Below are 25,372 nucleotides of genomic sequence, written 5' to 3' on the forward strand. Positions count from 1 at the left end.
TCCTCAGGCGACCGCGTCGGCGGCCGTGTCCCCGCGCACGATCACCAGGAACGTGTCCGTCGCGAGGTCCATGACGACCTCGGCGGGCAGTCCTTCCAGTCGTCGCGCGTGCGCGAACTCCTCCGCCGGCCACGAGCCTCGCGGCCCACCTGCGGGAAAGCGTTCGAGCACTGTTCGCCCGTTCACCATCTCGCACCTCCAGAAAGCGTTGTACTTGTAGGAGTTAACGCCCTGGCGGTCGAGAAAGCCTCGCTCAGTTGCCGGACTGAGACGTAGTTGACACTAGTTCAACGCGGAGTGTGAGGATCCGGTCACTTTACGGCAATCTCGTTAACTTTTTGTGTCAGTCATCGTACTCATCGTGATAACGAACGAGGATCTCCTGCCGGCCCAGCGCGGTCAGATCCATGAACGTCGTCGTCGGACCGAGCCCGTCGAGCCCGCGCTCGAAGGTGGAGTAGGTGTGGAAGACCCTCTCGCCGTCCCGAAGGAAGCAGCTGACGCCAGGCCGCTCCACCCACTCCCCCTCGCGCTCCAGGGTGGCCTCGAAGTCGCGGTTGAAGTCACTGCCGTACGAGGAGTACCAGGGCACCGTCCACCCCATCCGCGCCTTGAACGGCAGGATCCTCGTGAACGGCGCCCGGGAGACGGCCGCGAAGGCGGTCCCCTGCGCCCTGAGATGCCCCAGATGCCCGATCTGGTCCAGGAAGGCCGAGCAGCGGGGGCAGCCCGCGTCCCACTCCGGCGCGAACATGAAGTGGTATACGACCAGTTGCGGCCGCCCCTCGAACAGGTCGGGCAGGACGGCCTTGCCGTCGCCGCCCTCGAAGACGTACTCCTTGTCCACCTCGACCATGGGCAGCCGCCGTCGCTCGGCGCTGAGGGCGTCACGCGCGCGCGTGGCGGCCTCCTCCTTGACGAGCAGCTCCTCGCGCGCCGCGCGCCACTCCTCGCGCGAGACGACCTCCGGGAGCGACATGGCCCCTCCAGCTGCAACGGTCCGTTGCCAGTGGTGACCGACGGCGAGGGCAGAACTCATCGCGCCCCGGGATTTTTTCTCAGGAGTTCGTCCGCGCGTACGTCACCGGGAGCGCGACCAGGCCGCGGGCTCGCAGCGAGCGGCGCCACCGGAGGTCTGCGTCCGTGAGGGCGAGTACCGGGAACCGCTCCAGCAGGGCGGCCACCGCGATCTCGGTCTCGGCACGGGCCAGGGGTGCGCCCAGGCAGTAGTGGATGCCGTGGCCGAGGGCGAGGTGGCCGGAGGTGTCGCGGGCGAGGTCGAGACGGTCGGGGTCGGGGAAGCGCGCGGGGTCGCGGTTGGCGGAGGCGAGGGAGACCCAGACCGTCTCGCCGGCGGGGACGGTGACGCCGGCGATGGTGACGTCCTCGACGGGGAAACGCCGGATGGCGAGCGATCCGGGGGTCTCGAACCGGGCGAACTCCTCGACCGCGCCGGCGACTTGACCGGGGTCCTCGCGCAGGGCGGCCAGTTGGTCCGGGTGCTGCAGCAGGGCGAGCACGGCGTTGCCGATGAGCTGGACCGTGTTCTCGTACCCGGCGAAGAGGATGAGGAAGGCGAGCGACATCAGCTCGTCCTCGCTGAGCCGGTCGCCCTCCTCGCGCACGGCGATCAGGTCGGACAGCAGGTCGTCGGCGGGCTCGGCACGCTTGTCGGCGAGCAGCCGGGTGAAGAAGCCGAGCATCGCCACCACCGCCTCCTTCGCGGCCCCGGGGTGCGCGGGGTCCGGTGCGACGAGGGTGTCGGTCCACTCCCGGAAGTCCCGCCGGCCGCCCTCCGGGATGCCGAGCAGGTCGCAGATGACGGTGATGGGAAGGGGCGCGGCGTAGGCGGCGACGAGATCGGCGGTGCCCTCCGCGCCCAGGGCGTCGAGAAGACGGTCCGCGGTCTCCCGGATCGGGGCCCGCAACCGCTCGATCCGACGCGGGGTGAAGGCCCGGCCCACCAGGCGCCGGACCCGGGTGTGGTCCGGCGGATCCATGTTCAGAAGGTTCGCGTCGAGTGCGGGCGGCAACGAGAACCCCCGGTACGTCCCCGCCGTGGCATGCCGCTTGTCCAGCGACAACCGGGGGTCCGCGAGCGCCGCTCGCGCGTCCTCGTACCGGGTGACGAGCCAGGCGGGCGTCCCGTCGGGCCCGGTGATCCGATGCACGGGCGCGGACTCCCGCAGGCGCCGGTAGACGTCGTAAGGATGCTCGAGGAGGCCGTCGGCGGGGTCCATGGGGGCCAGCCTAGGAGATCACGGACTGGCGGACTGCGTTACGCCCTGGGCGAGTTGACCGACGAGATGGAACACGCCCTGCCCGAAGGCGGCCGTGAAATCACCGGAAGCGACGGCCCTGTCACCCCGGTTGCGTCAAACCGCTTCTCCGCGACCGGAGTTCAGGTCTTGTAGTCCTGGATACGGCGGCCGTGGCCGCGGTCGAGGAGCGCCGGCAGCCGTTCCCCCAACTCCCGTACCACTGGCGGGACATCGACGGTGAGCAGTTCCCGGTCCCGCATCAGGACGCGGCCGTCGACGATCGTCGTGCGGACGTCCGAGGAGCGGGCGCTGTGGACGAGGGTGGCTGCCAGGTCGTGGACGGGCTGGGTGTGCGGCCCGGTGAGGTCGACGAGGACGATGTCCGCGCGGCGGCCGGGGGCAAGGGTGCCGAGGACGTCGCCCTGGCCGATCGCCCGGGCGCTCTGGAGCGTCGCGTGGTGCAGGGCCTGACGGGATGTCAGCCAGCGTGGGTCGCCCGTGGCCGACTTCTGGACGAGGGCGGTCAGGGCCATCGACTCCCACACGTCGAGGGAGTTGTTGGAGGCGGCGCCGTCCGTGGCGAGTCCCACGGGAATCCCGAGGTCGTACAGGGCGCGGACGGGCGTGGTGGTGGGCCAGGCGAACCTGAGGTAGCCCCGCGGCGCGGTGGCGACGGACACCCGGCCGCGGGCCCGTTCCAGGACGGGCAGGTCGCCCTCCGTGATGCCGGTGCCGTGCGCGATCAGGACGTCCGTGTCGAGGATGCCGGTGCGTTCGAGGACCTCGATCGGGGTGACGCCGTGGCGTTGGAGGCTGACCTCGGTCTGGTCACGGTTCTCGGCGGCGTGCAGGTGTACGGGCAGCCCGTGCTCGCGGGCGAGTTCGGCGGTGGCGGCGAGGTCGGCGGCGTCGACGGTGTAGGGGGCGTGCGGGGCGAGCGCCGTGGTGATGCGGCCATCGCCACCGCCCCGGTTCCGCAGCGCGAACTCCAGTGATTTCTCCCGGCCTTGGGGGCCCTGCGAGGAGAAGTACGCCTCCCCCAGATGCGCCCGCATCCCGCACTCCTCGACCACGGCGGCCACCGCGTCCATGGCGAAGTAGTGGTCGGCGAAGCAGGTCACCCCGGCCCGGATCATCTCCGCGCAGGCGAGCCGCGCCCCCAACTCCACGTCCCTCTCGGTGAGGTTGGACTCGACCGGCCAGACGACGTCGTTGAACCACTCCTCGGTCGGCAGGTCCTCGGCGACTCCGCGCAGCGCGACCATCGGCGCGTGCGTGTGACAGTTGATCAGCCCGGGCATGGCGACCTGTCCGCGCGCGTCGATGCGCTCGGCGGCGGACAGCACCGCCGCGTCCACGGCCGTCGTCACGGCCTGGACGACACCGTCACGGACGACCACGGCCGCGTCCTCCCGGAACCCGACCCGCTCTTGATCGTCGTGCACGAGGACCGTACATCCGGTGATGATGAGATCGGCGGCAGATTCGGTCATCCCGCCAACGTATGGCGCGGTCCTCGCCCCGCGTGAGCCGAACCGCGCATCCTGTCGTCGCCGTGTTCGGGAAACGCCCGGTCCGGCACCCTGGTCCCAAGCTCGCCCGACGGCTCTGGAAAGGAGCCCGGCATGCTCTTCGGCACCTGGAATCTCGAGAATCTCTTCCTGCCCGGAACCCCCTCGGGGCCCAAGGACAAGGCCGCCTACGAGACCAAGCTCGCCGCCCTCGCCGCGGTGATCACCGACCTCGACCCGGCGCTGCTCGGCGTGCAGGAGGTCGGCGATCCACAGGCGCTGGAGGACCTGCTCGGCATGGTGGGCGGCGACTGGCACACCGAGCTCTCGCAGCACCCCGACCACCGGGGCATCCGGGTCGGCTTCGTCAGCCGTACGCCGCTGCGGGTGCTGTCCGACACGAACGCCTTCCCGGCGAAACTGCGTCCCGTGCAGGAGGACGACTCCGGCACCGAGGTCTCGGCGGCGGGACGCGGTTTCCTGGCCGTGGAGGTGACCACGGACGCCGGTCCGCTGCGGGTGGCCGTGGCCCACCTGAAGTCGAAACTGCTGTCCTATCCGCCGGGGGATCGTTTCTTCCCCCACGACGAGGGCGAACGCGCCCGCTACGGCGCCTACGCCCTGTACCGCCGCGCCGCCGAGGCCACCACCCTGCGCGCCCTCGCCGACGAACTGCTGGCCGGCGACGGACGCGAGCGGGACGTGGCCGTACTCGGCGACATGAACGACGAGGTGCAGGCCGCGACCACCCAGATCCTGCTCGGCCCACCCGGCTCCGAGATCGGCACGCCGGGTTACGACCGTCCCGACCGGGGCGACGCCGAGCGGCTGTGGGACGTGGCACCGCTGATACCCGCCGCGCAGCGTTACTCCCGGATCGACTCGGGGCGGCGCGAGCTGATCGACCACATCCTGGTCAGCCATCGTCTGGTCCATCGCGTGACGGCGGCCGGCACGGGCATGCCCGGCGAGGACACCCCGCGCCTGCCGTCGGTGGGCCCGGACCCGGCGGGGCGGCGCGGCCAACCGGGTTCGGACCACGCGCCGGTGTGGGTGCGGGTCGGCTGACGACCGACGGTCCCTGACGGACGCGCTCAGCGACCGTGGTGCTGGTTCAGGTGGGCCAGGAGCAGGTTCGGGTCCTTCATGGTGAAGTACGCGGCGCTGGGCACGTAGACCAGCCGGTCGCGCACGGCCACGGAGGTCGGGTTGGACAGCCCCTCCCGCTGCGTCAGCACGATGGTGTGGCTGCCGTCGGGCCGGACCAGGGCGACCTCGCTGTCGGTGTTCAGCGCGGCGAGGACGGTGTCCCCGCGCCGTCCCACGAAGCCGAAGTCGTCGATGCCGTCGAGTCCGGTCGCCCGTGTCTCGATCCGGCCCGCCGAGCCGTCCGGGCGGACGGGGATGCGCAGCAGCGTCCCACAGTCGGTGTTGGACACCCACACGGCGTCGTGGTGGACCTTGATGCCGTTGACGCCGAAGCCGCTTCCGCCCGGCACCGGGTCGAGCGCGGTCCCGCGTGCCCACGCGACCGGCCTGCCGCCCTCCTGCGGCACGCGCCAGACCGTTCCGAGCACCGAGTCGGCGGCGTAGAGCACACCGCGACGCTCGTCGAGCGCGAGACCGTTGGGCAGCCCGTCCTTGGGCAGCCTCGCGATCTGCACGGGCCGACTGCCGTCGGGGGCGATGCGCCAGATGCCCGTCTTGCTGGTGCCGGTCGCGTAGTTGACGTACAGCGTGCCGTCGTGGGCGCGGGCGATGCCCAGCACGATGGCCGCCTGGATGAGGGGCGTGTTCGGGTGGGCCTCGGCGGGCAGCGTGGCAAGGATCCGGGTGTCGCCGTGCCGCGTGACGTTGGCGACCTGCCGGGCGAAGGCGAAGGTCAGGTCGGCCGACCCGTCGGGTTCCAGGGCGATGTTCTCGGGGGTCTGCCCGGCGGCGAAGTCGAAGTGGGCGACGATCCGCGGATGGGACAGGGTCGGTTCGGGACCGGGCACGGGTGCCGCGGCGAGCGCGCCGAGGGCGAGGGCGGCCGTGGCGACACCGGCCAGATGCGGGAATCGGGGCATGGGTCTCTCCTGGTACGAGGCAGAGGGCACCGGATGCGGCGCCAGACGCAGCGTGCGCGGCGCCGCGCGTCACCGGCGGCTGCCCCGGCCGGGAAATCGCCCGACCGGCCGACGCCCTGTGGGCCGCTTGCCCCAGTGGCCCGGTCCGCCGCAACGTCCGGACCGCCGTGCCCGACGCTACCCGGCCAAGGGCAGTCGGGGCAGCCGTACTCCAAGCCTCTGGTGCCCCAACTCATCGAGCAGATCTGTCAGTTGCTGCACGTCCCAGGGAGAGAGCCGACCGGAGTCGTCCAGGTGGACGGCGCAGGCGGTGGTGGCGTCCACGAGTCGTTCGAGGGTGGCTACGACGGTGTCCGCGCCCTCCGAGTGGCGGGCGAGCGGCGGAAGTTCGGCGGCGGCCAGGGCGATCGCGGTACGGGCCTCGGCGAGCCGCCGGTAGGCCTCGCGGCGCAGGGCCCACCGCACGGCACGGTCGTCGGGCATGCCCTCGCCGAGCCCGCTCGATGGGGGCTCGCTCAGCACATGCCGGAGATAGGCCTGCGCGGCCGCACCCGCCGCCGCGAGCCTGGACCGTACTCCCCCGCCCCGCTGCCCCGGCATCGGCAGATGACCGACGACCAGCACGATCGCGCAGGCCAGCAGCGTCTCCCCGATCCGGCTGACGGAGGCCTGGGGCTCCCCGCCGACCATGACGAGGGCGAGGACGAGCACGGTCACGACGGCGGTCTGCGCGGCGAAGTGCCGGGTGGAGACGGGGATCAGCGCGCCGCTCACCGCCACCAGCAGGATCAGCCCCTCCGGCCGGGGCAGCACGGCGGCGAACCCGGCGAAGACCAACGCGCCGAGCACGGTCCCGGCGGCCCGGCACAGCACCCGGGAGACCAGCGGCCCGAGGTCCGGCTTGACCAGGAACACGGCGGTGGCCGGGAGCCAGTACCAGTGGGAGTGCTGCCCGTACCAGCGGGCGTGGTGCAGATACTGCGCGACAGCGGCGCTGGCCCCGAAGCAGAGGGCGACCCGCAGCCCGTACTCCCGCCCACCGGCCCCGAGGACGAGCCGCAGCACACTCGCAGCGGTCCGCCGACGGGTGGGCGGATCACCGGCGCTCCCCCGGTCGAAGGCGTCGGCGGCGTGCAGCAGGGCGTCGTCGAGCGCGCGCAGCGCGGGGGCGGACCGGTGGGGCGCGGGCAGCGGCCCGGTGGGTGTGTTCTTCCGTACGGCGACGGCGAGCCGCCGTGGCCCCTCGGACGTCCGCCCGCCGACCGCCTCCCCGGCCCACGCGAGCGCGGTCGCCGCCTCGGCGAGCGGCAGCGCGGCGGCGTACTGGGCGTGCAGTCGCCGTTCGGCCGCGGAGGAGGCGTACCGCCGCAGCCGGGGCCCGGAGAGGGCGTCCTGCGCGTGGTCGAGGGCTGCGGTGAGCGCCTCCCGCCGTCCGACGGCCTCCGCGCTCCCGACGGCGTCGAGCAGGTCCGCGACGGCGTCGTACACGGCGGCGACGGCGTCCCGCTCCCCGTCGAACCGGAAGTCACCGGCGGTGGCGCCGGGCGTGGGCAGCGCCAGCCGCAGCGCGAGCAGCCAGCCGGCGCCGCCCAGGTAGGCGAGGGCCCGGAGCCACCCGGGCGCGGGCCCCGGCATCCCGGCCCCGATGGCGGAGGCGACGAGCAGTTGTGTCCCGGCACCGGAGGCGACGGGGCCGACGGCACTGATGCCACCGGCGACGAGCCCGACGCAGGTGAGAAGCAGCGTCAGGGCGACGGCACCGAGGTGCTGCCCGCCGTACGTCCCGACGAGCAGCCCGCCGCCGCCCGCGAGCGCGGGCACACCGATCCGCTTGACGGACACCCGCCGGCTGCCCGGACGGTCGTTGATGCCGGCGAGCATGGCGGCGATCGCGGCGATGACACCGAGCAGGGTGCGGTCGGCGAGTACGGCGACCAGAAGCAGCGGCCCGGCGGACAGCGCACCCCGGGCCACCGCACTCCACGGCACGGGTCCACCTTGAGCGCGAAAGGCATGAGCGAGCCAAGGAGGCAGAGCGACGAACGTACGGGACACAGGGCTCCTGTCCGGACGAGGGCGGGGTACGCCTTCGGGCGACGGTGGCCGGGGGGCGGGGTGGGGTGTCCACGGTAGATCGGCGAGCTGGAGCGAACGGGACGATTGTGTTTCCGAGGGGTGACGGTCGGCGCCGGAGCCGCGTTCTTTATGAACGCAATTGCCTGGTGAACGCGAGCGGACCCGAGGGCGTAGCCTGCCCCCGGGTCCTGTGATGCCGTCCAACTGCGCACACCGGCACGCTTGAGGGTCCAGGTCAGTCGTTATGTCGTCGCGTCCTGCCTTTGGACCACCGCACATCGAGCTGTGCGGACCGGACTTGAACCGGCATTTCGACGCCCTGGGGCCTGGGCCCGGTCGATCCGGCGATCGACGGCGAATGCTGAGTCTGGAGCGAGAGTCTGAGATTGATCGCGGTCTGCCTCTGCCGGTTGGGCTACCGCGGCAGGAACATCGGACTTGGATGCCGCGGGGAGGATTCGAACCTCCACTGGAACCGCGCAGTCACGACAAGCCTCAGCTTCAGCTTGCGCTCCTCGCGCACCCCGGTCACCAAGGACCGGGGGGTCTTGTGAGGCTACCCGAAGAGGTAGCCGAAAACGGAGTCACCGACCCTCTGGTCGACGACGTCGACACCGTTCGCCTCCTCGCGGGCGAATTTCACGGCCTGCTGCAATTTCTCGACGCGGTCGAGGAGTTCATTGACGCGGCGGGCGGGAAGAGCACCGGAGAATTTCACGGTGGTCCAGTACCCGACGGGAATGTCCTCGTAATACACCTCGACCTGAGCGGGGTGCTTCTCGGTCGCCTCGGCCTTGACGTGGTTCCGCGGCACCTTCTTTGTGCGAAGGGTCCGTACGGGCTCCGTCTTCCAGGCGTCCGTGGACGGGTCCTGCACCCACGACTCCGAGGCGTCGAGGACGGGCAACTTCCGTACGAAGGTGTTGAGATCGACGAGCTGCTTCTCGAGGAAGAGCAGGTACGACACGGGTACGTCGGCGACGAGTACCCGCCCGTCCACCTTCACATCGGCTCGGGCGGTGCAGTTGGCCCAGTCCTTGGTGGCGGTCACGTCGAACAGGCGGGTCAGGGTGGCCGCGGTCTCCCGCAGCACGTCCTCGGCCTGCACCTGAACGCGCGTCGACTCGGGCGGCAACTGCTCGCCCTCCTCGTCCTTCGGCTGGTAGGTACGCGCGATACCGGCCAGCAACGCGGGCTTCTGCAGCCCGTGGTGAGCGGCCGTCAGGTCCTGGTGCGCCTTGGACTTGATGCCCTTCTCGACTGCGATGATCTGATTGAGTTTCGCCACGCCGAGGACGGTAGCAGCGGCAACTCCGGTAATTCGAGCGATTATTCGCGCCGCCATGCAGCCCCGGCGAACAGGACACGGACCGACACGGCGGTGCTGTTCCCCCGCGCCCGCGGCGAGCAGGTGGGTCATCGCCTGAGCGGTGAAGGCGAGGACGACGGCGGCGGCGATGCCGGTGGACAACTGGCAGACGACGAGCAGGAGGACGCCGGTCCTGTCGACGGACCACGCCATCCGCGCGGTCTGCCCGAGCACGGAGGGAAGACGTCGGCACATTGCCCCGAAACCGGCGTCCGCCAGCGGGTTCTTGCCGTGCTTGCCCTCGAAGGTGATGGTGGCCGGTGGTGGAGGGGGCGGCGTCTCGGCGTCTTCGGTCGAGTCGTCAGTCACAGTCACCCGGATCCCTCCGCAGGGGTCGGTGCCGCACCTGGATGGCTCGGCGGTGCACGGCATAACGACGCGGCGGCGGAATCGAACGCGCTCGATTTCGGACGCGTCAAGGCCCTTGCGAGGCAAGGGGTCGAGTACGTGGCCGCCGCGCTGGAGCCGCCTGCGAGCGGAGCGGAAGTGGCCGAATCGCCGACGACTGAAACGCTTGTGGCGTATGAGGTTCCCGGCTGACCGAGACGGCAATGCGAGCCCGGCCGGGTCACAGGGCTGCGAAGCGTGCCTCGGTTTCGGCGATCGCCCGGCGCAGTGCCTCGGGTTCCGCTCTCAGGGCCGCGAGAACACCGTCGAGCTGCCGCAGCCCGGCCCGCTCCAGCAACCGCTTCTCGTTCGTCACCCACTCCCCCCGCCCCGCGAGTACGGCATGCCCCGTCTGTACGGCGGCGGTGGCGATGGCACCCGCGACCTCCGTCAGGCGGCCCGCCGGGGCGTGGTTGGCCTTGGCGTAGCCGAGGGTGGCCCGGGCCGTCCCGTGCCAGCGGCGGGCGGCGGAGGCGCGGAGCTTGTCGGGATACGCGGCGGGGCGCCGCAGTTCACCGCGGAGCACCTGGTTGATCGCCAGTTCCGCGACGACCAGGTAGCTCGGAATCCCCGCGAGATGGAACAGCAGCGGCTCCACCCGGAACCGCCCCTCCTCCGCCTCGGCCATCTCGTGTTCCACCACGTCGAGATCGCGGTAGTGGACGTCGACGCGCCGCCCGTCGATGGTCAGCCACGCGCCACCGTTGAACACACCGCCACCCCAGCCGCCGACCTCCGAGACCTCGCCCTCCCAGCCGAGGGCGCGGAGGTCGGCCGGGTCGAAGTGGCCGCGGTAGTAGACGGCCAAGTCCCAGTCACTGTCCGGCCCGTTGGTGCCCTGGGCGCGCGACCCACCGAGGGCGACCGCCCGGACCGTGGGAAGGGCGGCGAGGCGGCCGGCGACGGAGTCGAGGAAGGCGGAGTCGGTGAGGGCGGGCATGAAAGCAAGGCTGGCGGGTGGGGATGGGGGTGTCGAACAGTTATCCCGTCGGGTGTCCCGCTCGGTTCTGCAATGCCCCGGGGCGACAGGTGCTTGCGCGGATCGCGCCGGGGCCAAACCGAGGAGGGCGCGGAAAACCAGATGCGGAGCCCGGCCGCGGACCGGACCATCGGTGAGTCGTCCCACCTCGCCGCACCACCACCCGCGTCCTCTTCGCCACCCGCCTCAACCCCAGGAGTCGCCCCCGTGATCCGTCGTGTCACCGTCCCCGGACTCTTTCCGCCGCCCCGTTACTCCCACGCCTCGGTCGTCGAGGCAGGCACGCGGCTCGCGTTCCTCGCCGGGGCCGTGCCGCTCGATGCGGAGGGGACGTTGATCGGTGAGGGGGACCCCGTGCGGCAGGCCGAGCAGGTTCTGGTGAATCTGGCGGAGCAACTGCGGGCGGTCGGGTCCGGCCTGGCGCAGGTCGTGGCGACCGACGTGTACGTCGTCGCCGCCGAACCCGCCGTACTGTCCGCCGTCTGGGACGTCGTCGAGGCGTCCGGGCTCAGTACGGGACCGCACTCGTCGACACTGATCGGCGTGGCCTGCCTCGGGTACACCGGGCAACTCGTGGAGATCACCGCGACCGCCGTCGTACCGGACGGGGACGACCGCCCGTGACCCGCGCCGAACCAGCCCGCCCCCTCGACACCGACGTCGTCCTACGGCGCGCCGCAGCCCCGGACGCCCGTGCAGCGGCCGACGTCTGGCTGTCTTCCTTCGCCGCCGCGCTGCCGACCGTCGTCAGCCCTCGGTCCGCCGACGAGGTGCGCGGCTACTTCCGGGACGTCGTGGTGCCCTTCCGGGAGACCTGGGTCGCGGACGCCGGGGGCGGGCACGGGATCGTCGGGGTCATGGTGCTCGCCGACGACGAGCTGTCCCAGCTCTATCTCGCCCCCGACTGGCGTGGACGCGGCCTCGGAGACCGGTTCGTCGCGCTGGCCAAGGAGCGCAGTCCGCTGGGGCTCACCCTGTGGACCTTCCAGGTCAACAGGCCCGCCCACCGGTTCTACGAGCGCCATGGCTTCGTCGCCGTCGAGTACACGGACGGCGGCGGCAACGAGGAGCGGGAGCCGGATGTCCGGTACCTGTGGCGCCCCTGATCCGAGGCACGCAAGCCCCGCACCCGGCCCCCGCCGGAAGCGAAGCCTGCTACTCCTCCTCACCTCCCGCCGAGCCGGCCGAGGGCAGCCGCTCCCGGATCTCGTCCATCACCGTCGAGTCCGTCAGTGTCGTGACGTCACCGAGGTCCCGTTTCTCGGCGACGTCCCGCAGCAGGCGGCGCATGATCTTGCCGGAGCGGGTCTTGGGCAGTTCGGCGACCACCAGGATCTGCCGCGGCCGGGCGATCGGACCGATCTCCTTGGCGACGTGGGCGCGTAGCTCGGCCGCCACCTCGTCCGCACCGTCCCGGGATCCGGCACCGGCCCCCGCCCCGCCCGCGTCCCCGCGCAGGATGACGAAGGCCACGACGCCCTGCCCGGTCGTCGCGTCGGTCGCGCCGACCACGGCGGCCTCAGCGACCGTCGGATGGGAGACGAGGGCCGATTCGACCTCCGTGGTGGAGATGCGGTGCCCGGAGACGTTCATGACGTCGTCGACCCGGCCGAGCAGCCAGATGTCGCCGTCCTCGTCCTTCTTGGCGCCGTCCCCGGCGAAGTAGGTCCCGGGGAAACGCGACCAGTACGTGTCGATGTACCGCTGCTCGTCGCCCCAGATGGTGCGCAGCATCGCCGGCCACGGTTCGGTCAGGACCAGGTAACCGCCGGAGCCGTCGGGCACCGGCTTGCCGCTGTCGTCGACGACGTCGGCCGCGATGCCCGGCAGGGGGCGCAGGGCCGAGCCCGGCTTGCAGACGCTCACGCCCGGCAGCGGGCTGATCATCTGGGCGCCGGTCTCCGTCTGCCACCAGGTGTCCACGACCGGACAGCGGTCGGAGCCGATGTGCTTGCGGTACCAGATCCACGCCTCCGGGTTGATCGGTTCACCGACCGAGCCCAGCAGCCGGAGCGACGACAGGTCGAACTCGGCCGGGAAGTCGGCGCCCCACTTCATGAAGGTGCGGATCGCGGTCGGGGCGCAGTACAGGATCGACACGCGGTACTTCTCGACGATCTCCCACCAGCGGCCCTTGTGCGGGGTGTCCGGCGTGCCCTCGTACATCACGGACGTGACGCCGTTGGCAAGCGGGCCGTAGACGATGTACGAGTGGCCGGTGACCCAGCCGATGTCCGCCGCCGTCCAGAACACGTCCCGTTCCGGCTTGACGTCGAACACCGCCCAGTGCGACCAGGCGACCTGGGTGAGATAGCCGCCGGTGGTGTGCAGGATGCCCTTCGGACGGGCGGTCGTACCCGAGGTGTACATGATGTACAGGGGGTGTTCGCTGTCGAACGCCTCCGCCTCGTGCTCCGACGGCTGTCCGTCCACCAGGTCGTGCCACCACACGTCCCGGCCGTCGGTCCAGTCGACATCCTGTCCGGTGCGCCGGACGACCAGCACACTGCGTACGTCCGGGCACTCGCGCAGTGCCTCGTCGACCGCGGGTTTCAGCGCCGAGGGGTTGCCCCTGCGGTAGCCGCCGTCGGCCGTGATCACCACATGCGCGTCGCAGTCGATGATCCGGCCGCGCAGCGCCTCGGCGGAGAAGCCGCCGAAGACCACGGTGTGCGGGGCGCCGATGCGGGCACAGGCCAGCATCGCCACGACCGTCTCCGGGATCATCGGCATGTAGATCGCCACCCGGTCGCCGGTGCCGACGCCCAGCGACGCCAAGGCGTTGGCCGCCCGGCAGACCTCGGCGGTCAGTTCGGCGTAGGTGATCGTGCGGGTGTCGCCGGGTTCGCCCTCCCAGTGGAAGGCGACCCGGTCCCCGCGGCCCGCGGCCACATGCCGGTCGAGGCAGTTGTACGCCGCGTTCAGGCGCCCGCCGATGAACCAGCGGGCGAACGGGGCGCGGCTCCAGTCGAGGACCTCGTCCCAGGGCCGGGCCCAGTCCAGCCGGCCGGCCGCCTTGGCCCAGAAGGCGAGACGGTCGGTGTCGGCACGTTCGTAGTCCGCCGCGGTGGCGTTCGCCGCGTCGGCCAGCTCCGGGGGCGGCGGGAACCGTCGCTCCTCATGGAGCAGGTTGGAGAGTGTTTCGCCACTTGAGTCGGTCATGCGTGGGCTCCGAAGGGACCGCGGTGGTGCGTGCGGTGCGGCCGCATGCGCTCACTGAGGTTGGGGAAGACCGGCATGACGGCACGCTGGTACGTGGAGTTGGTGACGCCCGCGAAGGACGCGTACCAGGCGCACGCGGCCGTGACCAGCCCCAGCCAGCCGCCGGCCTTGACGGTGTTCGGCGACTGCGCGAAGTCGGCGACGCACAGCACGATGAAGGTCGCGGACAGCGTGACGAACACGGCGAGGATCGCCCCCGTCGTATGCGTGGCGGCGACGGTCATGTACACCGTGAACACCGCCCACACCACCAGGAACAGCCCCCTGGCCTGGTGCGCGGTGGACGCCGGAAGTCCGGGTGCGACGAACTTCGCTTAGGCCGCGTACGACAGCCAGAAGGCGCCGAAGGAACCGAACGCGGTGGCGCCGAAGGTGTTGCCCTTGCGGAACTCCCACATCCCGGCGAGGAGTTGGGCGAGCCCGCCGTAGAAGAGGGCGAGCGGCAGGACGACGGCGACCAGCGTCTTGTCGGTGATGGGATTCGCGTTGAAGGTGCTGAGAACGAACGTCGTCGCGGCGAAGGCGGCGAGGCCGAGCGGGCCGGGGCCCGCGATCTTGGCTGTTCGGTGGTCGGAGTGCTCATTGCGTCTCCTCCTGTGATCCAGATCACAGGAATGTGAGATTCGTTGTAGAAACCACCTATGGCGTGCAGGCGCCACACCCACAGTCGGCGATCGGTGCCGACTGTGCGACGAACGGTCGTCCGGCGTCCTCGGGGGCGGTGCACCGGGTTCCCCGGCCACGGGTCCCTAGTCCTCGGCGCGGTTCCGGTATGCCCAGTCCGCCGCCCGCGCGGCGAGCGCCACGAGGTCCGGTTCCGCGGTGTCGCCGTCGAGGTGGCGGTACTCCACGGCGGTGAGGATGACGACCCGCTCAGGCAGGCCCAGCTGATCGTAGAAGCCGCCCGCGAGGATGTCCGCGGCGGCCTCCCCGGCAGAGCGACCGGCGGCATACCGGTCGTGGATCAAGGCTTCCAGTTCCCGAAGGTAGGTGACATGGCGCTGGACGTCCCGAGGCGTCATCACCGCCCCGTGGCCCGGCACCACGACCTCCGGCTCCAGCGCCAGAATGGCCTCGCAGGCGGCGACCACACGGGCGAGCGGCCCGTTCCAGTGCACGGGATGGTCACCCGCGAACAGAACATCCCCGGCGCACACGACCCCCCGCCCCGGGAAGTGAACGACGAGGTCACCGGCCGAATGCGCGGGCCCCACCTCGATCAGCTCGGCCCGGACATCCCCCACGGCCAGCTCGTACCGTCCGGAGAAGGTGACGGTCGGAGGGACGGCCTCGACCCCCTCGTACCGGTAGCGCCCGAAGTGCCGGCGCGCATACCACCCGAGCGGCTGGTCCGCCGGCGTCTGATGGGTCAGGAAGTGCATCTGCTGGGGCGTCGGCTCATGACACAGATGCTCGGCACCGGCCTTGGTGGCGATGATCTCGGCACCGGGAAAGCAGCCGTTCCCGAATGTGTGGTCCCCATTGCCATGGGTGTTGACGATCGTCCGTACACCACCGGCACCCAGGAGGGGCCCGGCGGCAGCGACGAGAGCCTCGGTCATCACCCGGTCGTACGGGGTGTCGACGAGGGCCGCCTCCTCCCCCGAGGTAATCAGCAGACAGTTGGCGAAGCCCCAGGTCCCGGTGTGCGCCGGGGCCCACAGATGCAGCCCCTCGGCCACCGGGGCGAGTCCGTCAGGAAGGTTCATGCCGATCATTGTGCTGACCCACCCGCGGCCGCCCACGCGCGGGAGCGGGTCGTGGCGGTGCGGCGCAGCCCGCCGCTCACGCGTCCTGGACTCCCCGAACCTGACCCGCAGGCGTCAAATCCGTCGGCGGCGGGCTCGCCGTACCACCACGACCCCGACCCACGACGCACCCCAGGGGCGCGGGGAACTGCGCGAGAAGTCCCCACCCCACCCGCACTCGCCCCTCAACCTCCACCCCCCCAAAGCCTCCGCTTGGGCACAGGCACCCCATAACTCCCCACCCGACTGGTAGTCAGCCCCAGCCCCACCAGAGACTCCGCCAACTTCACCGCCGCCCCGACCCCGTCGACCACCGGCACCCCCAGCTTCTCGCTCACCACCCGCTGCAGCCCCGTCATCCCGGCACACCCCAGCACCAGCACCTCGGCCCCCGCCTCCCGCGCCCGCTCGGCCGCCGACAGGAACGCCGCCTCCGTACGTTCGGCGTCACCGAGATCGAGCACCCCGAGCCCGGTCCCGACGACCGCCGCGCAGTTGCGTCCGACGCCCGCCAGCTCCAGGCTGTCCTCGATCTGCCCACAGGACCGCTCCAGCGTGGTGACGACCCCGTACCGCCGCCCCAGCAGACACGCAAGATGCGCCGCGGCCTCGGTGATGTCGACAACGGGCACGTCGACCAACTCCCGCACCCCTTCCCGCCCGTGCTCCCCGAACCCGGCCATGACGACCGCGTCATAGGCGGGCCCCTCGTACGTCCGCAGCAGATCGATGACAGCGGCGGCCGACAGATAGCTGTCCAGCCACCCCTCCGCGGACTCGGGCCCCCACCCGGGGGTGAGACCGAGCACGGCGGTGCCCGGGCCTGCCGCGGCCCGGGCACCTCGTACGATCTCCTCGGTCATCTCCTGCGTGGTGTTGCAGTTGGTGACGACGATCCGCACGTCCGTCAGACCTCCACCCCGGCGGGCTCGGACACGGCGGGCTGGGACGCGCGCTCGGCCCGGCAGATCAGCAGGTACAGCCCGGCGGCGAGCGCCGTGCCGATGAACCACGAGTACGGCGCCACGTCGCTGAAGGTCTTCACCAGCGCGAGCACCGCGGCGACCCCGGCGGAGGGCAGGAAGGCCCACAGCGCCTTGGGGTTGACGCCCTTCCTGTAGTAGTAGCGCGAGCCGGGCCGGGCGTCGAAGAGCTCGTCGACGTTCACCCGGCCCCGCTTCACCCAGTAGTAGTCGACCATGATCACACCGAACAGCGGGCCCAGGAAGGCGCCGAGGCCGCCGAGGAAGTAGTTGACGACGGTGGGGTTGGAGAAGAGGTTCCAGGGGGTCACGACGAGCGCGGCGACCGTGCTGATCATGCCGCCGATCTTGAAGGTGATCTTCTGCGGCCAGACGTTGGCGAGGTCGTACGCGGGTGAGACGAAGTTGGCGACGATGTTGACGCCCATGGTGGCCACGGCGAAGGTGAAGGCCGCGATGACCAGGACCCAGGTGTTGCCGATCTTGGCGACGAGTTCCGCCGGGTCGGTGATGGCCGTACCGAACACCTTCAGCGAGCCGGCGGTGACGATCACCGAAACCACCACGAAGGCGGTGGAGTTGATGGGCAGGCCCCAGAAGTTGCCGCGCCGCACGGTCTTGTAGTCCGGCGCGAAGCGGGAGAAGTCGCAGAAGTTGAGCATCAGCGTGCCGTAGGTCGCGAGGATCAGCCCGATCGCGCCGAACCACTGCCGCCACTGCTCCCCCACCGACACGGGATGCGGCGTCGAGGTCAGCGAGATGCTCCAGTCGGCCTTCCACAGCACCCACACCGCGAGCGCGATCATCACCAGCCAGATCGCGGGACCGCAGAAGTCCTGGAACTTCCGTACCGATTCCATGCCCTGGCTGATGATCACGGCCTGGATCAGCCACAGGGAGACGAACGAGCACCATCCCAGCGCGTCGAGCCCCAGGAACGAGTGGTGCGTCCAGGACTCCAGCCCCGGCCAGGCGGCGAGCAGCATCACGTTCACCGCGACCGAGGCCAGGTAGGTCTGGATGCCGTACCACATGATGGCGATCACGGCCCGGATCAGGGCCGGGATGTTGGCGCCCCAGACGCCGAAGCTGATGCGGCTGACGACCGGGAAGGGCACGCCGTGCCGCTGCCCGATGCGGCCCATCCAGTTCATGCCGATGTAGATCAGCACGAAGCCGATGAGCAGGGCGGTGAAGACCTGCCAGACGTTCATGCCGAGGACCAGCAGTCCGGCGGCGAAGGTGTAGTTGCCGAGGTTGTGGACGTCGGACATCCACATGGCGAAGAGGTCGAAGACCTTCCAGTTGCGCTTCTCGGCGGGCGCGAGGTCTTCGTTGGTGAGCCGGGGATCGGGGACGAACGCTGGGGCGCCGGTGGCTTCGGCGCGGTCGGCGAGGGACACGGGGCCTCCATGGGCAAGGGGACGGAGGACGGCAGCCGTTTGGTATACCAAACTGCCGCCATGGTCCCGTCGTCAAGAGTTCGGACCGATGTCCCGCTTGTTAACGCTCGGTAAAAGCACCCCGGAGTCGGCGAAGATGGCTCCATGAGCTCCACGACGACGAAGATCGAACCTCTCGGCGCGGTCCGCGAGCGGGTCCTGGCGAGCCTGCGCCAGGAGATCATCTCCGGCCGGCTGGGCCCGGGCGACCGCCTGGTCGAGCGGGAGCTGGCCGAGCGCCTCGGGGTCTCCCGGGTACCGGTCCGCGAGGCGATCCGGGCCCTGGTCGCCGAGGGGTTCGTGCACTTCGAGACCCCGCGCCGCACGGTCGTGCGTCGGCTCACCCCGAACGACGTCCGGGAACTGTTCGAGCTGCGTGAGGCCCTGGAGGTGTACGCGGCCGGTCTCGCCGCCGCCAAGGCGACCCCGGAGGACCTCGCCGAGGTCGAGTCACTGCTCGACCGCGCCGCCGCAGCGACCGAGGCCGGGGACGCCGAGGCGATCACGGACATCAACAGCCGACTGCACGACCGGATCGTGGCGATGGCGGGCAACAGCCTGATCGTCGCCGCCCTGGAACCGGTCGCCGGACGGCTGCGCTGGATGACCCGGAGAAACGAGGAGTGGCCCCAACTCCTCATCGAGCACCGGGAGTTGTACGACGCCATCGCCTCCGGCGACCCGGAGCGCGCGCGGGCGCACGCACTGGCCCATGTGCGGACCAATTACCGCTCCACGGTCAGACATCTGTTCGGAGAGGCGGAGGCTTAGCGGCGGAGGCCTGGTCGGTCACCCGCGGGCGTACTTGTCCGTTGCCGCCACGAGCGCCTCCGCCATTCCGGGGGTGCCCGTGGTGTGGCCGACGTCGTCCACGATCACCAACTCGCTGCCGGGCCAGGCGTGGTGGAGCCGCCAGACGATGCCCAGCAGGTTGCCGAAGTCGAGGCTGCCCTGGACGAGGGTGCCGGGGATGCCCGCCAGCTGCGGTGCGTCCCGCAGGACCACGCCCTCGTCGCCGCCCTCGCCCAGGAAGTGGCCGTCGCCCCAGTAGTGCGTGACAGTGCGGGCGAAGCCCATGCGGAACTCCGGGTCCTCGAACCGCTCGACGGACCGTGGCGGCGCGGGGATGATCGCCGTCTCCCAGTCGGTCCAGGCGCGCGCGGCCCGCTCCCGTGTCCCGGGGTCGGGCGACTCGAGGAGCCGGCTGTAGGCGGCGGCGAGGTTGCCGTCCCGTTCGTCTTCGGGCACCCCGGCCCGGAACCGTTCGAAGGCCTCGGGGAAGAACTGGCCGAGTCCCCTGGTCAGCAGGGCCACTTCGGCGTCGGATCCGGTGGCGACCCCGGTCAGCACCAGTTCGCTCACCGCGTCGGGATGCTTCTGCGCGTACCGCAGTCCCAGCACGGACCCGAAGGACACGCCCCACACCAGCCACCGCTCGATCCCCAAGTGCCGCCGCAGCAGCTCCAGATCGGCGATGAGCTGGGAGGTCGTGTTGACGCTCATGTCGGTGTCGTACGCGCTCGCGGGCGGTGTGGAGCGTCCGGCACCGCGCTGGTCGAGGAGCACGATGCGGTAGAGAGCGGGGTCGAACAGGCGCCGGGGATACGGCCCGCAGCCGGAACCGGGGCCGCCGTGCAGCACGACCGCGGGCTTGCCACGGGGATTTCCGCAGGTCTCCCAGTACACGCGGTTGCCGTCGCCGACATCGAGCAGGCCGTGGTCGTACGGTTCGATCTCGGGGTAGAGGGGCATCCGGGCACCGTAACGCTCCCCTGGTCGACCCGCATGCTCATTTCACGGGCAGTCCCGCCGCCTCCCCCGCGGTGCGCAGGACATCTCGCAGCATCTCGGGGGTGAGCTTGCCGGTGAAGGTGTTGCGCTGGCTGACGTGGAAGCAGCCGAAGAGGTCGAGGCCGTCGAGCGGCACCCGTGTGCCGTGCCCGAACACCGGTCGGGGCCTGGGTACGGTCCAGCCGGCCTCGGCGAACGCGGGCAGCGCGGCCTGCCAGCCGAAGGCACCGAGGATCACGACCGCGCGCAGCGTCGGCCGCAGGAGCTTCAGTTCCTGGACGAGCCAGGGCCGGCAGGTGTCCCGTTCACCGGGGGTGGGCCTGTTCTCGGGCGGGGCGCAGTGCACGGGCGCGGTGACGCGCACGCCGTGCAGGGCGAGGCCGTCGTCCGCCGAGACGGAGGTCGGCTGCGAGGCCAGCCCCACGTCGTACATGGCCTGGTACAGCACGTCGCCCGAGCGGTCTCCGGTGAACATGCGGCCGGTGCGATTGCCGCCGTGGGCCGCCGGGGCGAGCCCGATGACCAGCAGCGAGGCGTCCGCGGGCCCGAAGCCGGGCACGGGGCGGGCCCAGTACGTCCAGTCCTGGAAGGCCGCCCGCCGGACCCGCCCGACCTCCTCGCGCCACTCCACCAGCCGGGGACACGCGCCGCATCCGGCGATCCGCTGATCAAGCTCGGCCAGACTGTCCATGCGTCAACGGTACGGGGGGTCTCCGACCGGTTGGCAGGGCATCCGGGGGGCGGGCCACGCAGGATCACGCCCAACCCCCTACGCGCCGGGACAGCGGTGAGCACGCCGGCCTTGGTCGACGGATGCGACGAGCGCATACGGCACCCGGAAGGCCCACGGCTCGCTCCCCGCGACCACCTTCCTCTCCTCGTGGGCCGCCCGATCGGCCGGCCCACCGGGAAGGGGGCGGCTCCCCGCCGACGGAGCCGCCCCCTTCGCGGCCCCGTCACCCGCACCAGGGCGGAAACCCGCCGGGGGCGCGCGCGGCGGAGGGCTAAGGTCGGGGGTATGGGTTTGGAAGGTGACGAGGTGAAGAGCGGGCCGGGTGACCCCGAGGAGGCGCCCGCGGCCGGCACTGCCGAGAGCGCGGCGGCCGACGATCCCAAGGTCGCCGCCGCGATCGCCGCCGCCGAGGCGGCCGGGCCGGCGAACGGCGAGAGCGTGCGCGTCGACAGCTGGATCTGGGCCGTACGGCTCATCAAGACCCGCTCCCTCGGCGCCACCGCCTGCAAGGGCGGGCATGTCCGTGTGAACGGGCAGAACGTGAAGCCCTCGCACACCCTCCGCGTCGGCGACGAGGTGCGGCTGCGCCACGAGGGCCGGGAGCGGATCGTGATCGTCAAGCGGCTGATCCGCAAGCGGGTGGGCGCTCCCGTGGCGGTTCAGTGCTATGTCGACAATTCCCCTCCCCCGCCTCCGCGCGAGGCCGTCGCCCCCATCGGCATCCGCGACCGCGGTGCGGGCCGCCCGACCAAGCGCGACCGGCGGGAGCTGGAGCGCCTGCGGGGCCTGATGGGCGGCTCCGGGCGGCCGGGCGGCCACTGACCCGGGCATACGGAGGTGGCGTCCGGCCCTGACCGGACGCCACCTCCGTCGCCGGGGCTCAGGCCCGTCGTCGTACCAGACCCAGCAGGTCCCTGGTGGAGCCGCGCCGCGCCCAGGCGATCAGGGCGAGCGGCACGATCAGGATCAGCGGGGTCGCGGCGTTCTCGCCGTGGAAGACGATCATCTGGACGAAGAACGCGCCGACCATCAGCGCGCTCAGTGCGATGGCGGCCACCGACTGCAGCACCGGGACCAACAGGGCCACCGCGCCGGCCAGTTCGAGCGCGCCGATGGTGTACATGCCCGCGCTGCCCCAGCCGATCTTGTCGAAGGCGTCGACGGCGTACTGGTTGCCGATCAGCTTGGGCAGGGCGCTCGCGACACCGTAGAAGAGGGCGAGCAGCACCTGCACGGTGCCCAGGGCGATCCGGGCGCGGCGACCGCGGGTGGGGACGGCGGCGGGGGCGACGGAGGTGACGGGGACGGTGGTCTCGGACATGGTGTTCTCCTGTGGTGAGCGGTGCGTCTCGCTGTCACAGGGGTAGACCGGGGCCCTCGTCCGAACTCATCGGTGCCCGCGCCCTTTTCACAACGGGAACCAGCCGTGCCCGGTGTACCAGTGGCCGCCCGCCCGCAGATGGTCCCCGACGGCCCGCTCCAGGGCGCTGCGCCGGGGCAGGCTCTCCACGGGCAGCGTCGGATCGCCGAAGACGAACTCCACCGGGTCGGTGTCCGAGGGCTCCCGCTCCTCGCGGGCCAGGCGGAACCGGTCCTGGAAGCGGACGATGTTGGAGCCGGCCGGCAAGTAGTCCCGCAACTGCGGGTCCAGCAGCCAGGAGTGACACGTCGCGACCCGGTACTTCTCCTCGGGGAAGTACCGGGCGAAGAACTCCGCCGCCAGCGCCAGCGAGCGGTCGCAGGCGGCCGGGGAGAACGGGCCGAGGAAGTCGGGGATGTGCAGGCTCAGACACGGCGTCCCCGGACCGACGTCGAGCCCGGCCGCCGCGAGCGCCGTCCCGGTGCGCCGCCCCAGCCGGGCCCGCTCGAACTGCAGCCTGCCCAGCTGGTACAGCTCGCCCCGGAAGTGATGGCCGAACCACCACACCGCGTGCACGCCCGCCACGCCGTACCGCCGCCGGTGCACCGCCATGTGCCGGCCGAGGTCGGCGAGGGTGCGCCGGGAGACGTCGTCGGGGATGCCCCGCCCGCGGTGGTAGGCCCGGGTGTACGGCAGCGCCGCCACGAAGACGTACACGGGGAAGCAGCGCTGCAGGGGACCCGAGGGCCAGTCGAGGTCGGGCAGGTCCAGTTCGGTGCCGATCTCCCCCAGCCCCTCGACGAGCTCCGCGACCGACGTCTCAAGCGCCTGCCGCAGCTCCGGGTCGTCGGTCACGCGGCGGCTCATCCGTACGAGGTCGCCGATGTCCTCATGGGGTACCGCGAGATCGAGCAGTACCTCGGCCAGTTCGTCCGCAGCCGGCAGCACGGGAACCCCCTTTGGTGAACGTCCGCATCGAAGAGTACGTTGCAAAGAGGAGTAGTGATCGGCGATGCGTACCGGCAGTGAACCCACGACCGCCCGCAGCGCACTGCGGGCGCGGTTCTGGCTGAGCGTGTGGGGGCTGGTCTGGACGATCTTCGGCACGGCGGCGTTCGCACTGGCCGGGCGGCCGGGGTGGGCGGCCGCCTGCGGGGCGCTGTGGCTGGTGATCGCCGTCGACATGACGATCATCCTCAGACACATCCACCAGGGCCCCCACTACCAGCCGGGCCGTGACATCCCGCCGTATCGGCCGCCGGAGAGCCGGCCGCGCTGACGGCTGTCCGGCGACATCGGCATGGTCCGCCGGGCGGGTACTGCCGGCCGGCTCACGCCGGATCGTCGAAGCGGGCCGCCTTCAGGAACTGGGGGTTGGGGTCCAGGGCGGCCGCCAGACGGAAGTGGCGTTTGGCCTGCTCGCCCCGGCCCTGGCGTTCGTAGGTGCGGGCCAGCGCGAAATGCGCGAACGCGTTGTCCGGCTCGCGCTCCAGGACGATGGTGAACTCCAGCTCCGCGGGCCGCAGTTGGGCGGCGGCGAAGAAGGCCCTCGCGCGCAGCAGCCGGGCGGCGGTGTTCTCGGGGTGGGCGGCGATCACCGGGTCGAGCAGCTTCACCGCGCCCCGCGGGTCCCGTGCGTTGAGCAACTGCTCGGCGGCACGGAAGTCGATGACATGCGTCTCCGGAGTACGTCCGGTCGAACCGCTGGTCTCGGGCACGGCACAGTCCTTCCCTCACTGGAGCGGTTCAACGCGCCGGAAGCGCCCCGCTATTCCTGGGGCTGCCGGGACGAACCCCCCTGAGCTCGGGCTCTTCGGACGAGGTCGGCCCACACATCCTTCACCCGGCGCCGCAGTTCCTCGAGCGGTACGTCGTTGTCGATGACGATGTCCGCGATCTCCAGGCGTTTCTCCCGGCTCGCCTGGGCGGCCATGCGGGCCCGCGCGTCCTGCTCCGTCATGCCCCGCAGCCGTACCAGCCGGTCGAGCTGGGTCTCGGGACTGGCGTCGACGACGATCACGACGTCGTACAGCGGGGCGAGACCGTTCTCGGCGAGGAGCGGCACGTCGTGCACGACCACCGCGTCCTCGGCGGCGGCCTGCTCCAGCTCCCGGGAGCGGGCGCCCACCAAGGGATGCACGATCGAGTTCAGCACGGCGAGTCTGTCCGGGTCGGCGAAGACGATCGAGCCGAGTTTGGGGCGGTCGAGGCTGCCGTCGGCGGTGAGCACGTCCTGGCCGAAGGCCTCGACGACCGCCGCCAGTCCGGGCGTCCCCGGCTCGACGACCTCGCGCGCGATGCGGTCCGCGTCGATCAGCACGGCGCCGCATGCGACGAGCAGCCGCGACACCTCGCTCTTACCGGCACCGATGCCCCCGGTCAGGCCGACTTTCAGCATGACCGAGAGCTTACGGCCCGCCACTGACAACGCACCCCTCAGGTGTCAGTTGTCTCCCTCGCGCTCCGCCAGGAACTTCTCGAACTCCCGCCCGATCTCGTCCGCCGACGGGATGTCGACGGGCTCGGCGAGCATGTTGCCCCTGCTCTCGGCGCCCGCGACCGCGTCGTACTGGTTCTCCAGGCCGGTGACGAGGGAGGTGAGCTCCTCGTCGCCCTCCTGGACCTGGCGGTCGATCTCGGTCTGGGTGCGGTGCGCGTCCGTGCGCAGCGCGTGCGCGATGCCGGGCAGCACCAGCCCGGTGGCGGCCGTGACGGCCTCCAGCACGGTCAGTGCCGCGTCCGGGTACGGGGAGCGGGCGATGTAGTGGGGCACGTGCGCGGCGACGCCCAGGACGTCGTGGCCTGCCTCCATCAGCCGGTACTCGACCAGCGCCTCGGCGCTGCCGGGTACCTGCGCCTCGTCGAAGGGGCTGCGGTGGCCCGGGACCAGGTCGGTGCGGTTGCCATGCGGGGTCAGGCCCACGGGACGGGTGTGCGGGACGCCCATGGGAATGCCGTGGAAGTTCACGGACAGGCGCACGCCGAGCCGCTCCACGATCTGCTGGACGGCCGCGGCGAAGCGCTCCCACTCCACGTCCGGCTCGGGCCCGGACAGCAGCAGGAAGGGCGCTCCGGTGGTGTCCTGCACGAGCCGCACGTCGATGGTGGGCTCCTCGTAGTCGGTCCACCGGTCGCGCTCGAAGGTCAGCAGCGGGCGGCGGGCACGGTAGTCCACGAGCCGGTCGTGGTCGAAGCGGGCGACGACCTGGTGGGGCAGCGAGTCGAGCAGCCGGTCGACGATCTGGTCGCCGGTCTCGCCCGCGTCGATGTATCCGTCGAAGTGGTAGAGCATGACAAGGCCGGCCGACTCCTGGGCGAGCGCCATGTCGACGACGGCGAGGCCCTTCGGCTCCCATGCGTACAAACCCTGCGGATCAAGCACTGTGACCGCTCCTCCTCGTGTTCATACGCTTCAACGCCCCCTGGACCAGGGACATTCCC

Annotated in this window: 25 protein-coding genes and 1 pseudogene; 6 read left to right on the forward strand and 20 right to left on the reverse strand. The window is 71.3% G+C overall.

Features of this window, described 5'->3' with window-relative positions; genetic code table 11:
* Nucleotides 1–3: 3 nt before the first annotated feature.
* The 4 genes from ABZZ74_RS03310 to ABZZ74_RS03325 all read right to left on the reverse strand — a co-directional run bounded on the left by ABZZ74_RS03310 (nucleotide 4) and on the right by ABZZ74_RS03325 (nucleotide 3,754).
* A complete protein-coding gene (locus tag ABZZ74_RS03310) occupies nucleotides 4–189 on the reverse strand; it encodes a hypothetical protein (protein ID WP_207929725.1) in 186 nt (61 codons plus the stop codon).
* 154 nt (nucleotides 190–343) lie between these two features.
* Nucleotides 344–979 carry a DUF899 domain-containing protein gene (locus ABZZ74_RS03315; RefSeq protein ID WP_356761452.1) on the reverse strand — a complete coding sequence of 212 codons (636 nt, stop codon included), beginning with the start codon at nucleotides 977–979 and terminating at the stop codon, nucleotides 344–346.
* Nucleotides 980–1,058: 79 nt separating this feature from the next.
* A complete protein-coding gene (locus ABZZ74_RS03320) occupies nucleotides 1,059–2,240 on the reverse strand; it encodes a cytochrome P450 (RefSeq protein WP_356761453.1) in 1,182 nt (393 codons plus the stop codon).
* 161 nt (nucleotides 2,241–2,401) lie between these two features.
* Complete coding sequence (locus ABZZ74_RS03325) at nucleotides 2,402–3,754, reverse strand: amidohydrolase (protein ID WP_356761454.1); 1,353 nt, start codon at nucleotides 3,752–3,754, stop codon at nucleotides 2,402–2,404.
* Between the two features lie 132 nt (nucleotides 3,755–3,886).
* Here ABZZ74_RS03325 and ABZZ74_RS03330 point away from each other — a divergent pair, with 132 nt between their 5' ends.
* Nucleotides 3,887–4,840: an endonuclease/exonuclease/phosphatase family protein gene (locus tag ABZZ74_RS03330; RefSeq protein ID WP_356761456.1), complete on the forward strand. Its 954-nt coding sequence runs from the start codon at nucleotides 3,887–3,889 to the stop codon at nucleotides 4,838–4,840.
* 26 nt (nucleotides 4,841–4,866) lie between these two features.
* On the opposite strand, the gene ABZZ74_RS03335 is transcribed toward ABZZ74_RS03330, so the two are convergent.
* The 4 genes from ABZZ74_RS03335 to ABZZ74_RS03350 all read right to left on the reverse strand — a co-directional run bounded on the left by ABZZ74_RS03335 (nucleotide 4,867) and on the right by ABZZ74_RS03350 (nucleotide 10,613).
* Nucleotides 4,867–5,841, reverse strand: a complete 975-nt coding sequence (locus ABZZ74_RS03335) for a hypothetical protein (RefSeq protein ID WP_356761458.1) — start codon at nucleotides 5,839–5,841, stop codon at nucleotides 4,867–4,869.
* Between the two features lie 177 nt (nucleotides 5,842–6,018).
* On the reverse strand, nucleotides 6,019–7,896 hold the full coding sequence (locus ABZZ74_RS03340) for an FUSC family protein (RefSeq protein WP_356761460.1): 1,878 nt from the start codon (nucleotides 7,894–7,896) through the stop codon (nucleotides 6,019–6,021).
* A gap of 577 nt (nucleotides 7,897–8,473) precedes the next feature.
* Entirely contained in the window at nucleotides 8,474–9,205 is a 732-nt protein-coding gene (locus ABZZ74_RS03345) for a hypothetical protein (RefSeq protein ID WP_356761710.1), read from the reverse strand.
* Between the two features lie 649 nt (nucleotides 9,206–9,854).
* The gene (locus tag ABZZ74_RS03350) at nucleotides 9,855–10,613 is read right to left on the reverse strand and encodes a nucleotidyltransferase domain-containing protein (RefSeq protein WP_356761462.1); all 759 of its coding nucleotides are present in this window, start codon (nucleotides 10,611–10,613) and stop codon (nucleotides 9,855–9,857) included.
* Between the two features lie 246 nt (nucleotides 10,614–10,859).
* Here ABZZ74_RS03350 and ABZZ74_RS03355 point away from each other — a divergent pair, with 246 nt between their 5' ends.
* Together ABZZ74_RS03355 and ABZZ74_RS03360 are read left to right on the forward strand one after the other, a co-directional pair.
* Entirely contained in the window at nucleotides 10,860–11,276 is a 417-nt protein-coding gene (locus ABZZ74_RS03355) for a RidA family protein (protein WP_356761464.1), read from the forward strand.
* Nucleotides 11,273–11,758 carry a GNAT family N-acetyltransferase gene (locus tag ABZZ74_RS03360; RefSeq protein WP_356761466.1) on the forward strand — a complete coding sequence of 162 codons (486 nt, stop codon included), beginning with the start codon at nucleotides 11,273–11,275 and terminating at the stop codon, nucleotides 11,756–11,758. The genes ABZZ74_RS03355 and ABZZ74_RS03360 overlap by 4 nt, the downstream gene beginning before the upstream one ends.
* 49 nt (nucleotides 11,759–11,807) lie before the next feature.
* On the opposite strand, the gene acs is transcribed toward ABZZ74_RS03360, so the two are convergent.
* From acs to ABZZ74_RS03385, 5 genes and pseudogenes are all read right to left on the reverse strand, one after another.
* Nucleotides 11,808–13,814 (reverse strand): acetate--CoA ligase, encoded by a 2,007-nt coding sequence (acs, locus tag ABZZ74_RS03365; protein WP_356761468.1) that lies wholly within the window; start codon nucleotides 13,812–13,814, stop codon nucleotides 11,808–11,810.
* Nucleotides 13,811–14,617 (reverse strand): annotated as a pseudogene (locus ABZZ74_RS03370) (acetate uptake transporter). Before ABZZ74_RS03370 ends, acs begins: the two are co-directional and overlap by 4 nt.
* A 6-nt stretch (nucleotides 14,618–14,623) precedes the next feature.
* Nucleotides 14,624–15,583, reverse strand: a complete 960-nt coding sequence (locus tag ABZZ74_RS03375) for an MBL fold metallo-hydrolase (RefSeq protein ID WP_356761470.1) — start codon at nucleotides 15,581–15,583, stop codon at nucleotides 14,624–14,626.
* A gap of 224 nt (nucleotides 15,584–15,807) precedes the next feature.
* Nucleotides 15,808–16,524, reverse strand: coding sequence for an aspartate/glutamate racemase family protein (locus tag ABZZ74_RS03380; RefSeq protein WP_356761472.1), 717 nt, complete (start codon nucleotides 16,522–16,524; stop codon nucleotides 15,808–15,810).
* Between the two features lie 5 nt (nucleotides 16,525–16,529).
* Complete coding sequence (locus tag ABZZ74_RS03385) at nucleotides 16,530–18,008, reverse strand: NCS1 family nucleobase:cation symporter-1 (protein ID WP_356761474.1); 1,479 nt, start codon at nucleotides 18,006–18,008, stop codon at nucleotides 16,530–16,532.
* 144 nt (nucleotides 18,009–18,152) lie between these two features.
* On the opposite strand from ABZZ74_RS03385, the gene ABZZ74_RS03390 reads away from it, so the two are divergent.
* Entirely contained in the window at nucleotides 18,153–18,818 is a 666-nt protein-coding gene (locus tag ABZZ74_RS03390; RefSeq protein WP_356761476.1) for a GntR family transcriptional regulator, read from the forward strand.
* An 18-nt stretch (nucleotides 18,819–18,836) separates the two neighbouring features.
* On the opposite strand, the gene pip is transcribed toward ABZZ74_RS03390, so the two are convergent.
* Nucleotides 18,837–19,799 (reverse strand): prolyl aminopeptidase, encoded by a 963-nt coding sequence (pip, locus tag ABZZ74_RS03395; RefSeq protein ID WP_356761478.1) that lies wholly within the window; start codon nucleotides 19,797–19,799, stop codon nucleotides 18,837–18,839.
* A gap of 37 nt (nucleotides 19,800–19,836) precedes the next feature.
* Nucleotides 19,837–20,529 (reverse strand): uracil-DNA glycosylase, encoded by a 693-nt coding sequence (locus tag ABZZ74_RS03400; RefSeq protein WP_356761480.1) that lies wholly within the window; start codon nucleotides 20,527–20,529, stop codon nucleotides 19,837–19,839.
* Nucleotides 20,530–20,856: 327 nt separating this feature from the next.
* Between ABZZ74_RS03400 and ABZZ74_RS03405 the strand changes: the two genes are divergently transcribed.
* Nucleotides 20,857–21,393 carry an RNA-binding S4 domain-containing protein gene (locus tag ABZZ74_RS03405; protein WP_356761482.1) on the forward strand — a complete coding sequence of 179 codons (537 nt, stop codon included), beginning with the start codon at nucleotides 20,857–20,859 and terminating at the stop codon, nucleotides 21,391–21,393.
* Nucleotides 21,394–21,451: 58 nt separating this feature from the next.
* Here the strand turns inward: ABZZ74_RS03405 and ABZZ74_RS03410 are convergent, their stop codons facing one another.
* On the reverse strand, nucleotides 21,452–21,892 hold the full coding sequence (locus ABZZ74_RS03410) for a DoxX family protein (RefSeq protein ID WP_356761484.1): 441 nt from the start codon (nucleotides 21,890–21,892) through the stop codon (nucleotides 21,452–21,454).
* 87 nt (nucleotides 21,893–21,979) lie between these two features.
* Nucleotides 21,980–22,879 carry an acyltransferase domain-containing protein gene (locus ABZZ74_RS03415; RefSeq protein ID WP_356761486.1) on the reverse strand — a complete coding sequence of 300 codons (900 nt, stop codon included), beginning with the start codon at nucleotides 22,877–22,879 and terminating at the stop codon, nucleotides 21,980–21,982.
* Between the two features lie 64 nt (nucleotides 22,880–22,943).
* Between ABZZ74_RS03415 and ABZZ74_RS03420 the strand changes: the two genes are divergently transcribed.
* On the forward strand, nucleotides 22,944–23,210 hold the full coding sequence (locus tag ABZZ74_RS03420; RefSeq protein WP_356761488.1) for a DUF6343 family protein: 267 nt from the start codon (nucleotides 22,944–22,946) through the stop codon (nucleotides 23,208–23,210).
* 52 nt (nucleotides 23,211–23,262) lie between these two features.
* On the opposite strand, the gene ABZZ74_RS03425 is transcribed toward ABZZ74_RS03420, so the two are convergent.
* From ABZZ74_RS03425 to ABZZ74_RS03435, 3 genes are read right to left on the reverse strand one after another with little or no spacing between them, the layout of a single operon-like run.
* The gene (locus ABZZ74_RS03425; RefSeq protein ID WP_133042746.1) at nucleotides 23,263–23,649 is read right to left on the reverse strand and encodes a tetratricopeptide repeat protein; all 387 of its coding nucleotides are present in this window, start codon (nucleotides 23,647–23,649) and stop codon (nucleotides 23,263–23,265) included.
* Nucleotides 23,650–23,699: 50 nt separating this feature from the next.
* Nucleotides 23,700–24,329, reverse strand: coding sequence for a dephospho-CoA kinase (coaE, locus tag ABZZ74_RS03430; RefSeq protein WP_356761491.1), 630 nt, complete (start codon nucleotides 24,327–24,329; stop codon nucleotides 23,700–23,702).
* Nucleotides 24,330–24,374: 45 nt separating this feature from the next.
* Nucleotides 24,375–25,313, reverse strand: coding sequence for a PAC2 family protein (locus tag ABZZ74_RS03435; RefSeq protein WP_356761493.1), 939 nt, complete (start codon nucleotides 25,311–25,313; stop codon nucleotides 24,375–24,377).
* Nucleotides 25,314–25,372 lie beyond the last annotated feature (59 nt).

The organism is Streptomyces sp. NPDC006476, assembly GCF_040612015.1.
Lineage (GTDB): Bacteria > Actinomycetota > Actinomycetes > Streptomycetales > Streptomycetaceae > Streptomyces > Streptomyces griseorubiginosus_B.

Coding starts and splice junctions, on each gene's coding strand:
- acs (WP_356761468.1), bottom strand. CDS start 13,814: ATGACCGACTCAAGTGGCGAAACACTCTCCAACCTGCTCCATGAGGAG.
- ABZZ74_RS03350 (WP_356761462.1), bottom strand. CDS start 10,613: ATGCCCGCCCTCACCGACTCCGCCTTCCTCGACTCCGTCGCCGGCCGC.
- ABZZ74_RS03335 (WP_356761458.1), bottom strand. CDS start 5,841: ATGCCCCGATTCCCGCATCTGGCCGGTGTCGCCACGGCCGCCCTCGCC.
- ABZZ74_RS03400 (WP_356761480.1), bottom strand. CDS start 20,529: ATGGACAGTCTGGCCGAGCTTGATCAGCGGATCGCCGGATGCGGCGCG.
- coaE (WP_356761491.1), bottom strand. CDS start 24,329: ATGCTGAAAGTCGGCCTGACCGGGGGCATCGGTGCCGGTAAGAGCGAG.
- ABZZ74_RS03315 (WP_356761452.1), bottom strand. CDS start 979: ATGTCGCTCCCGGAGGTCGTCTCGCGCGAGGAGTGGCGCGCGGCGCGC.
- ABZZ74_RS03330 (WP_356761456.1), top strand. CDS start 3,887: ATGCTCTTCGGCACCTGGAATCTCGAGAATCTCTTCCTGCCCGGAACC.
- ABZZ74_RS03375 (WP_356761470.1), bottom strand. CDS start 15,583: ATGAACCTTCCTGACGGACTCGCCCCGGTGGCCGAGGGGCTGCATCTG.
- ABZZ74_RS03420 (WP_356761488.1), top strand. CDS start 22,944: ATGCGTACCGGCAGTGAACCCACGACCGCCCGCAGCGCACTGCGGGCG.
- ABZZ74_RS03310 (WP_207929725.1), bottom strand. CDS start 189: ATGGTGAACGGGCGAACAGTGCTCGAACGCTTTCCCGCAGGTGGGCCG.
- ABZZ74_RS03325 (WP_356761454.1), bottom strand. CDS start 3,754: ATGACCGAATCTGCCGCCGATCTCATCATCACCGGATGTACGGTCCTC.
- ABZZ74_RS03410 (WP_356761484.1), bottom strand. CDS start 21,892: ATGTCCGAGACCACCGTCCCCGTCACCTCCGTCGCCCCCGCCGCCGTC.
- ABZZ74_RS03390 (WP_356761476.1), top strand. CDS start 18,153: ATGAGCTCCACGACGACGAAGATCGAACCTCTCGGCGCGGTCCGCGAG.
- ABZZ74_RS03405 (WP_356761482.1), top strand. CDS start 20,857: ATGGGTTTGGAAGGTGACGAGGTGAAGAGCGGGCCGGGTGACCCCGAG.
- pip (WP_356761478.1), bottom strand. CDS start 19,799: ATGCCCCTCTACCCCGAGATCGAACCGTACGACCACGGCCTGCTCGAT.
- ABZZ74_RS03320 (WP_356761453.1), bottom strand. CDS start 2,240: ATGGACCCCGCCGACGGCCTCCTCGAGCATCCTTACGACGTCTACCGG.